Source organism: Sporacetigenium mesophilum DSM 16796 (assembly GCF_059569055.1).
In genome coordinates this window covers 1-10,139 of sequence record NZ_JCANUR010000033.1, presented here as the reverse complement: position 1 = coordinate 10,139, position 10,139 = coordinate 1, and the positions used below count along the sequence as shown (strand labels likewise).

General features: G+C 29.4%; 9 protein-coding genes. 3 read left to right on the top strand and 6 right to left on the bottom strand.

Features of this window, described 5'->3' with window-relative positions:
- Positions 1–751, bottom strand: a 751-nt coding sequence (locus BS62_RS14870) for a membrane-associated sensor domain-containing protein (RefSeq protein WP_496492050.1), incomplete at its 3' end; no start/stop codon positions are given.
- A 231-nt stretch (positions 752–982) separates the two neighbouring features.
- On the bottom strand, positions 983–1,783 hold the full coding sequence (locus BS62_RS14865; protein WP_496492049.1) for a CAP domain-containing protein: 801 nt from the start codon (positions 1,781–1,783) through the stop codon (positions 983–985).
- Between the two features lie 432 nt (positions 1,784–2,215).
- Between BS62_RS14865 and BS62_RS14860 the strand changes: the two genes are divergently transcribed.
- Positions 2,216–3,049: a hypothetical protein gene (locus BS62_RS14860; protein WP_496492048.1), complete on the top strand. Its 834-nt coding sequence runs from the start codon at positions 2,216–2,218 to the stop codon at positions 3,047–3,049.
- Between the two features lie 157 nt (positions 3,050–3,206).
- On the top strand, positions 3,207–4,793 hold the full coding sequence (locus BS62_RS14855) for a hypothetical protein (protein WP_496492047.1): 1,587 nt from the start codon (positions 3,207–3,209) through the stop codon (positions 4,791–4,793).
- A 44-nt stretch (positions 4,794–4,837) separates the two neighbouring features.
- Here the strand turns inward: BS62_RS14855 and BS62_RS14850 are convergent, their stop codons facing one another.
- The 3 genes from BS62_RS14850 to BS62_RS14840 form a co-directional block, all read right to left on the bottom strand.
- The gene (locus BS62_RS14850; protein ID WP_496492046.1) at positions 4,838–6,862 is read right to left on the bottom strand and encodes a heavy metal translocating P-type ATPase; all 2,025 of its coding nucleotides are present in this window, start codon (positions 6,860–6,862) and stop codon (positions 4,838–4,840) included.
- 63 nt (positions 6,863–6,925) lie between these two features.
- Complete coding sequence (locus tag BS62_RS14845; protein ID WP_496492045.1) at positions 6,926–7,216, bottom strand: cation transporter; 291 nt, start codon at positions 7,214–7,216, stop codon at positions 6,926–6,928.
- 13 nt (positions 7,217–7,229) lie between these two features.
- Entirely contained in the window at positions 7,230–7,604 is a 375-nt protein-coding gene (locus tag BS62_RS14840; protein ID WP_496492044.1) for an ArsR/SmtB family transcription factor, read from the bottom strand.
- A 209-nt stretch (positions 7,605–7,813) separates the two neighbouring features.
- Here BS62_RS14840 and BS62_RS14835 point away from each other — a divergent pair, with 209 nt between their 5' ends.
- Entirely contained in the window at positions 7,814–9,592 is a 1,779-nt protein-coding gene (locus tag BS62_RS14835) for an ATP-dependent metallopeptidase FtsH/Yme1/Tma family protein (RefSeq protein WP_496492043.1), read from the top strand.
- A 34-nt stretch (positions 9,593–9,626) separates the two neighbouring features.
- On the opposite strand, the gene BS62_RS14830 is transcribed toward BS62_RS14835, so the two are convergent.
- Positions 9,627–10,139: DUF7910 domain-containing protein (locus BS62_RS14830; RefSeq protein ID WP_496492042.1), on the bottom strand; the 513-nt coding region annotated here is incomplete at its 5' end.

Genomic DNA, 10,139 nt, shown 5'->3' with positions numbered 1-10,139 from the left:
CAATAGCTTTATATATTAAATAATAAGATAAAAAGTTTAAAATATGGCCTATCATGTTTGACTGTCCATATACACTTGCATATGTAGTAAACATAGCTCCAGCTAAAATATCCAATATAAAAGAAGTAAAAATTAAATTGTACTGGCTTTTCTCAAAATGCTTTTTATTAGCTTTAAGTATAATTGAAGCAATAAAAAATATTGCCATAGTTATATATTCGCTATTTTTTTTGAAATTTGTTAGGCCCTTTCCTTCTACAAAACAATTTGGAAATATGTTTGTATAAAACAATATGTATATTGATAACGCAGTTAAAATCCCATATATACGTAGGGATTTATTAAATTTTAATTCTTTATTTATATATCTAAAACTAATAACAAGAGATATACTTTGTATGTATCTACTAACAACCCATAATTGAGTAGGTGTATTAGCTGAAACCCCTGGAATAATATTCATTCCTTTGTATGTTAAAACGTGGATAAAAGTGATTACTGCTATAGAACAATATGCTATGCCCAAAAATCCCATGAAACTATTTTTATTTAGAGAATACGTATTATAAGCTATTACGGTTATTACAACTCCTACTATTACAGCAAAAAGATCGATAATACTGTGAAACAATATATAATTTTTATTTGCTACTAAAGTCATAGTTACAACAAATATTACTAAAGCAAAAACTTCTTTATACTTTTCATAGGTCAAGTATTTTGCTTTTGAATACTCCATTACCGTATCCAAGATGATACCCCCCTTATATTTATTAAATAATCTCAATTTCTTACAGTTCTATAAGCATATATTTCCCCTAGTACATTTTACCACAATTTAGATAATTCAAACATATTTTGGTAGAAATTGTTTTATTATCGCCAACCACCTTGAAAATCAGGACCTTGCTAATGTTTAGCAGTGGAAATTAAAAAAAGTGGGATGAAATTAGATTTCATCCCACTTCATATTATATTATAATTATCTTCCTATGAACATTTGTGTCCAGTATAATCTTCCGTTTTTATCTTTAGCTATACCTATACCTATTTCTGTAAAGCTAGAGTTTAATATATTTTTTCTGTGTCCATCTGAATTCATCCAAGCAGTCATAACATCTTGTGGAGTTCTTTGACCCATTGCTATGTTTTCACCAGCAGATCTATAAGTTATACCGAATTTCTTCATCATATCAAATGGAGAACCGTATGTTGGTGAATTGTGATCAAAGTAACCTTTATCTATCATATCTTGTGATTTTATAGTAGCAACTTTAGATACTTCAGAGCTTAACTTAAGAGCACTTAATCCTCTTGAAGTTCTTTCTTTATTTACAATATTTAAAACCTCTTGTTGATATGCACTAAACTCCCCAGTTGTTGGAGCTGGCGTTGGTGCTGGAGCCGGTGTTGGTTTTGTTGGCTCTGGTGTTGGTGCTGGAGCTGGTGTTGGTTTTGTTGGCTCTGGTGTTGGTGCTGGAGCCGGTGTTGGTTTTGTTGGTTCTGGAGCCGGTGTTGGTTTTGTTGGCTCTGGTGTTGGTACTGGAGCCGGTGTTGGTTTTGTTGGCTCTGGTTTAGTTATATTTATATTGTAGTTTTTTAATATTTCACTTAAACGTTGCTCAAATAATTTGTTAAAGTCAACATTTCTATTTATAGTAGTATTGTTACATGGTACCTTTACTGTTTTAACAGTTAATGCATCTGCACCACTTACCATTGAAGCTGATAACATTGTACCTATCATAGCATATGCGAATATTTTCTTTGTTCTCTTCATCATAACTTGTATCCTCCTTATGATTTAAACTTAGTTGATTAATTTAAACCTATAAAATTAATTTTTAAGAAATATTAGTTTTATCTAACTTTGTAACTTTTTTGTAACTTTTCTGTAAATTAATTGTAACATATGAACTTGTATTTTCAAACCCACAAATTCTTCCAGTAGATTTTCCATATGACTATAGGTCCCATACCAAAGGGGTATAGTCTAAAAGATTTGTCATGCCTTGTAACTATTTGTAACTTTTCTGTAAATTAATTGTAACATACGCACTTGTTGTTTCAAACCCACAAATTCTTCCAATCTGATAATTTTTCTACAATGTAATAAAACTTAAAATTGATATAATATCTAAAAGTTTTTAATTACTTACATATAAAACTGTTAAATAAGCATTATAAAATTATCAGGATAAAAGGAGGGTTAATAATGAAATTGAAGTTAAATAAGTTTGGTATTATAATTTTTACTTTATCTTTTTTTGTAATTATATCTAGCTTGCTTTTAGTATCGCGAACTAATAAAGTATTAGAAGCTTCAGTTACTTATTCTAGTAACAGCAGTATAGAAAGTATAGTTCTACCCCTAGATAAAATCTATAAAGAAGATCATCATTTACAAACAAATGTAAAAATATCTACAAAATCAAAAGAATATATTGTAGATATAATTTTTAATGAAGGAAAAGTTAAAGAAATTCAAGAATATACAAATGATTTTGGATACGACCTTTTAGGCAAACTAAGTAATTCACCAATAAAAAACAATGTAATTATAAACTACTATTATAAAGATGAACCTTATTTATCTAATACTCTAATATATAATGTAGAAGAAAATAATTTCAATGATAATGTATTAGAGACATATCATCCAATAAAGCATCCAGATATGGTGTGGACTACTCTACCATTTAAAGATTTTTGTGACAAATACTATAGTCTAAAAAACCAAGATGAAATCTGGAATAAAATTATTAATGGAATGTATATAAGTTGGGTTGGAGTTGTAGTTGATAAAACAGAAGATAGCATAGTAATAAGTTGTACTCCCACCGAATGGGGTAATAATAGTTTAAAAAGTGCCCTAGATAAAAACTTAGATGCTCTATCTTATACACTTGTATGTGAAGCAAAAAACAAAGATATTCAAATAGGCGAAGATGTATATATAAAAGGCCAAATAGTATCACAAGGAAAAAAGAATAATAAAAATATGTATTGGAAGGTACACCCTGTTGTTCTTACAGACTCACTAAGATAAAATTCGCTTTTAAGAAGGGCCTATGGCTCTTCTTTTTTTATCAACAAGCTGGTTGTAGTTGAATATACTTATAATATAGAATTTTATATACTATAAATAATATTTATTGGTATAATTAGTTAAGTTTATTTATAAACAAATTTAAAGGAGTATGTATATGAGCAAAAAATTCAATATTATAGGTGTTTTTGTTATTTTATTACTTGTTATAATAGCAGATTATTTTTTATTAGTTCCATTTGCTAAAGATATAAAATCTATATTTATTTTTTCAGTACTTATATTTTTATTGTCAGCAATATTAATCCCTGTATTTAGTGGAACTACTAGTAAACACATCTTATGGAAAAATTATATATTGGGATTAATAAGTTATATCGGTATTGGCTTTATAGTAGCGTTTATTACAACGTCTCCTATATTTAATGCAAAAGACTATAAAAACTTGCTTCCTAATCCTACAGAAAAAGAATTTAACAAAGAAATAGAACCTTTTGATCTAAGTAAAGCTCCTATAGTTACGGAAGAGACTGCAAGTAGAGTGGCAGATAAACAGCTTGGTGATTATGGTGGAAACTTAGGAAGTAGAGCGCATTTAGGAGGTTTAACTTTACAAAATATAGGAGGTCGCCTTTATTGGGTTGCTCCAATTGAACATAAAAATTTCTTTTCTTGGTTTAACAACAAAAGTTTAGGTACTCCATATATAATTGTAAATGCAAACAATAAAGAAAGTAAAATTGTAGATGGCAAACTTAAATATCAACCAAAATCATTTTTAAATCAAGATTTACAAAGAACATTATATTTTAATGACCCTACTAAGTTATACACAGACTTTACATTTGAAGTTGACGATGACTTAAAACCTTATTATACTGCAACTATTTATAAAAACACTGTAGGTTTAGGTGGAAAAAAAGCTTTTGGAGTTGCTATTGTAGATGCTCAAAGTGGAAAAATAAAAGAATATAATATAGATAATACCCCTAAATGGGTAGATAGAATACAACCTCTTAACCTTGTTAGAAATAACATTAATTATAGAGGTGAATATATAAGAGGATTTTCACCATTTAACGATAATGGAAAGCTCAAAGCAACTGAAGGCGTTGGAATGGTCTATAATGAAGGAAGATGTTATTACTATACTGGAATTACTAGTATTGGAAAAGACGATAGTTCTTTAGGATTTTATTTAGTTGATACAAGAACTATGGAAACACTTTACTTTAAATCAAGTGGAGCTACAGAAGAAGCTTCTATGAGATCTGCTGAAGGTAAAGTTCAAGAAAAAGGATATACAGGATCATTTCCTATACTTATGAGAGTTGAAAATACTCCTACTTACTTTATACCTCTACAAGATAAAAACGACTTAACAAAATCATATGCTATGGTAAATGTTGAAGATTATACATTAATAGGTGTAGGAGAAAACGTAGAAGAAACTAGGAATAATTATATTAAAACACTATCAAGTAAAAATATATTAATTAACTCAACTGGAGATAAAAAAGAATTAACTGGAAAGATACTAAGAATAAATAGCTTTGTTCAAGATGGAAACACATATTATTCAATATTATTAGATAGTTATAATAAGATAATTACTGCTCCTATAACACAAAGTCAAGAACTTACTTTAACTAAAGAAGGAGATTTGGTTAAAATAACTTATATACCAAGTTCTCTAGATATAACTCAAACAATATCATTTAATAACTTAAGTATATTAGAATAAAATAAAAAAGTCGCTGTCTTTAAAGACAGCGACTTTTTTATTACCTATTTCATTACCCTCATAGCGTTTAGTATAGCAATTACTGCTACTCCAACATCTGCAAATATAGCTTCCCACATTGTAGCTATACCACCTGCTCCTAAAACTAATACTATAAGTTTTATACCCAGAGCGAATATTATATTTTGCCATACTACTGTATTTGTTTTCTTTGCTATTTCTATAGCCTTAGTAAGTTTGCTTATTTCATCAGTCATTAAAACTATATCAGCTGCTTCTATTGCAGCATCTGAACCAAGTCCTCCCATTGCAATCCCTACATCTGCCCTTGCAAGTACTGGAGCATCGTTTATACCGTCTCCTACAAATGCTATAGTTCCTTTTTCTGATTTAGTATTATATACTTCTTCTAACTTTTCTACCTTTTCATGTGGTAATAAATTAGAATAAACTTTATCTATATTTAACTCATTTCCTACCTTTTCTGCTACTAACTTGTTATCCCCTGTAAGCATTACAACTTGTTTTATTCCAGATTTTTTCAAGTTAATTATAGCATCTTTTGAATCATCTTTTATCTCATCTGATATAACTATATATCCTTTGAATCTTCCATTTATAGCTACAAAAACGACTGTTCCACTTTCACTTACAGGTAAGAACATTATATTTTCATCTTTCATTAACTTATAATTACCAGCTAATATATAACTATCTTCATATTGTACTTTTATACCAAGACCTGGAACTTCTTCGTATTTAGATATTTTGTCTTTTATTATTTCTTTGTTATAAGATTTTATTATTGATTTAGCTATAGGATGATTTGAACTACATTCTGCTATAGCTGCATATTCTAAAAGTTCATCTTCACTTATTCCATTTGGTACTATTTTTGTTACATTAAATACTCCCTTTGTTAAAGTACCAGTTTTGTCAAACACTATTGTTTCAACATTTTTAAGTGCTTCTAAATAGTTACTTCCCTTTATAAGAATACCGTTTTTAGATGCATTACCTATTCCACTGAAGAAGCTCAAAGGTATAGATAAAACTAGTGCACAAGGACAAGATACTACTAAGAATATAAGTCCTCTATAAAACCAATCCCCTAAATCTTTAGCCTCTGTAAATATAGGTGGTACAAGTGCTATAGCAAGTGCACAAATAACAACTGCTGGAGTATAGTATTTTGCAAATCTTGTTATAAAGTTTTCAGTTTTAGATTTTTTGCTACTTGCATTTTCAACTAAGTCAAGTATCTTAGCTACAGTAGAATCATTAAATTCCTTTGTAACTTCAATAGTAATTAGTGAATTTTTATTTATAAACCCTGATAGTACTTCATCTCCTACAAATACATCTCTTAAAACTGACTCACCAGTTAATGCAGATGTATCAAGCATTGAGCTCCCGTCTACTACTTTTCCATCTAGTGGAACTTTCTCACCTGGTTTTACAACTATATAATCTCCTACATTAACATCATGTGGTGAAACTACTTTAATGTCTCCACCTACTTTTAGGTTTGCATAGTCTGGTCTTATTTCCATAAGCGATGATATAGATTTTCTAGATTTATCTACAGCCATATGCTGGAAGAACTCTCCTATTTGATAAAAAAGCATAACCCCTACAGCCTCTGGGAATTCTCCTATTGCTATTGCACCTAATGTTGCAATTGACATTAAGAAGTTCTCATCAAATACTTGGCCTTTTGTTATATTTTTAGCTGCTCTTAGTAAAACTTCTCCACCTACAACTATATAAGCAATTAAGAATATAATATTACTTAGAATTTCTGATGTATTTATAAAAGACTCAAATATACCAAACACATAAACCAAAGCCCCTATACCTAATATCATAAGCTCTTTTTTATTTTCTTTGAAGAAACCTTCATCATGTGTATGTTCATGTGAATGTTTATTGTTTTGTTTTTTATCTTGTATAGTTATATTGATTCCGGATTCAACTGTATTTATTATATTTACTATTTTAGTTACAACCTCATCAACATTATATTTTTCGTCTATATCTACAGTAAATGTCTTACTCATAAAGTTCATAGTTGCATTTTTAACTTCATCTAAGTTATTAGTCTTTTCTTCTATACTAGAAGCACAATGAGCTCAGCCTAAACCTTCTAGTAAAAATATCTTTGTATAAGACTTTTTGGACTTACTTCCCTTTAGGCTCACTGTTGACCCTGGTTCTACTTCATCACATATTTTAGCTATTTTTGATATAACTTCATCTATATCGTTTGAGTTTATTTCTACGGTTAATGTTTTATTCATAAAGTTCATAGTTGCTTTTTCTACTTCTTTTAACTCATTTACCTTACTTTCTATTTTAGATGCACAATGAGCACAATCTAATCCATTTATTATTAAATCTTTTTTTACTATACTCATCTCCATAATTTCCCCCCCGTTATTTGCCATAAACTTCATTTATATGACATAATCCACAGTTAAATATTTGTTTTATATGATCATCGTCTAATGAGTAATAAACAACTTTTCCATCTTTTCTATATTTAACAAGCCTAGCTTGTTTTAACACTCTTAATTGATGAGATATTGCAGATTGAGTCATTCCAAGTAAGTTTGCAATATCACATACACACATTTCAGATGAAAATAATGCATAAAGTATTTTAACTCTAGTTGTATCTCCAAATACCTTAAAAAGTTCAGCTAAATCGTATAGCATTTCTTCTTGAGGCATATTATCCCTAGCATCACTTACTATATCTTCATGTATAAAATTACACTTACAACTTTCTATAGTGTCAATGTTTTTCATAATTTTGTCCCCCTTAATTCAATATATGAATATCTGTTCATATGTTTGTATTAATTATAATATTTTTCCAAAATTTAATCAATATTAATTAAAAAATATATTAATTATTATGGGATATATATTTTTCCTATTAGTAATAAAAAAATATATATAGTCACATAATAATTATTATAATTATGCTTTATTTTTTAAGGAGGCTCGGGTTTTATATGGCTAAAAACTCTAATAATTCTAACTCTAAAGGACCCAAAAAACCATGGGATCCGCAGTTCATAGCTTTATACGTTATTATAGCTTTAATGTTTATAATACCATTTATACCGTTTACTACACTTTTGTCTTCATTGCAAGAAAGATCTATTAAGGAAACAACTTATAACAATTTTACATCTATGGTTCAAAATAAAGATATAGAGAAGGTTACTATAAATTTTGTAGATCCTAAGTTTAAATTCACGGATAAACAAGGAAAAACATATACAACAGATAATCCTAGAACTGAAGATTTTAAAGAATATCTACTAAAAAATAACGTAGAAGTTGTTGAAGCAAATTCAGATACATCTACAAATATGTTAATCTACAACTTGTTACAACTTGTATTTCTAATATTATTTGGATATATTGTTTATCACAACTTCATAAAGCCTAGACAATCAGGAAAGAAAAAATCTAGAAGAGTTACATCTAGTGTTAAATTTACACATATAGCTGGAAATGAAGAAGTAAAAGAAGATATGGAATTTTTGGTTGAATTCCTTAAAAACCCTCAAAAATACAATGAAATGGGTGCTAAACTTCCAAAAGGAGTTATATTATATGGACCTCCAGGCACAGGTAAAACTATGATGGCAAAGGCCATCGCTGGAGAAGCGCACGTTCCATTTTTATATGCAAGTGGATCTGAATTTATGGAAATGTATGTAGGTGTAGGTGCTAAAAGAGTTAGAGAACTCTTTGGTGAAGCAAAAAAAATAGCTCCTTGCGTTATATTTATTGATGAGATAGATGCAGTTGGATCAAAGAGAAGTCCAAATGCCTCAAATGGAGAAAAAGATCAAACATTAAATGCACTTCTTACAGAACTGGATGGATTTAATGGAAGTTGCGGTATAATAGTCCTTGCTGCTACTAATAGAAAGGATATATTAGATGATGCCTTAACTAGATCCGGAAGATTTGATAGACACGTGTACGTTCCTCTTCCACAACAAAAAGACAGACTTGAAATTCTTAAAATATATGCACAAAATAAGAAACTATCAAGTGATGTTAGCTTACAAAGTTTAGCTAGAGAAACAGTTGGATTTAGTGGTGCAGATTTGGCTACACTTATAAATGAATCTACAATAATAGCTGTAAATAAAGGCCATAATGAAATAACAAAAGACGACATAGACGATGCATTTTTTAGAGTAGTTATGGAAGGAGATAAAAAGAAAAATAGACATATAGATGAATACCAAAGAAATTTAGTTGCATGGCATGAAGCAGGTCATGCATTAGTTGCAAAATTAGTTGGCAAGGATTCTATTCCAAAAGTAACAATTATTCCATCTACATCTGGTGCAGGTGGTGTTACTTTTAGAGTTCCAGAACAAGAAAGTCTTACATCTAAGGAATACCTTATGAACAATGTAAAAATAGCTTATGGTGGTAGAATTGCTGAATATCTTTTACTAAAAGATGAAAATAAAATAACAACAGGTGCATCTAATGATATAAAACAAGCCACAAATACAATAAGACAATTAATAGAGATTTATGGTATGAGCGAACATATAGGTATGTTAAATTTAACTATGTTTGATAAACTCAACGAAGGTGAAATACTAAATGAAGCTAAAAAGTTGTCAAAAAAATTATATCACGATACATTAGACCTTTTAACTAAAAACAAAAATCTATTAGAAGATATAGCAAATAAGTTAATAGAAAAAGAAACTATATATGAAGATGAATTAGATGCAATAATAGGTGCTAAATAGTATAAGGGAATGGCTAAGCCATTCCCTTTTTATGCTATCTTCTAACTCTAACATTTACTAGTTCAAAGAATATATTTTGTGATACATTAAACCCTTGAAGTCTAAAATCTGCTACCAATCTATTATCATTAGGTCTTAATCTTACATATTGACCATTATTAGATCTTAGAGCTATTATTCTTCCTGGAAGTCTTACTATTGTAAAAGTTTCCCACTGGCCTATTTGATCTTTATTTGCCATTAATTCTCTTCCTTGATTTTGTGCTGATACATATTTCCCATTATTAGCTTGTAGAGCTACTTGATTTCTTCCTCTATCTATTAATTTAAATGTTTCCCATGGTCCTATCTCATCTCTATTTGCTACTAGCTCTCTTCCACCTCCATCTTCTGCCGCTACGTATTTTCCATTAGTAGCTCTTAATGCTACAGTATTACCTGAAGGTTGAGGTTGAGGTTGTGGTTGTGGTTGTGGTTGTGGTTGTGTTCCAACGTTAACAAGTGTAAAAGTTTCCCATGGCCCTATTTCACTTCTATTTGCATTAAC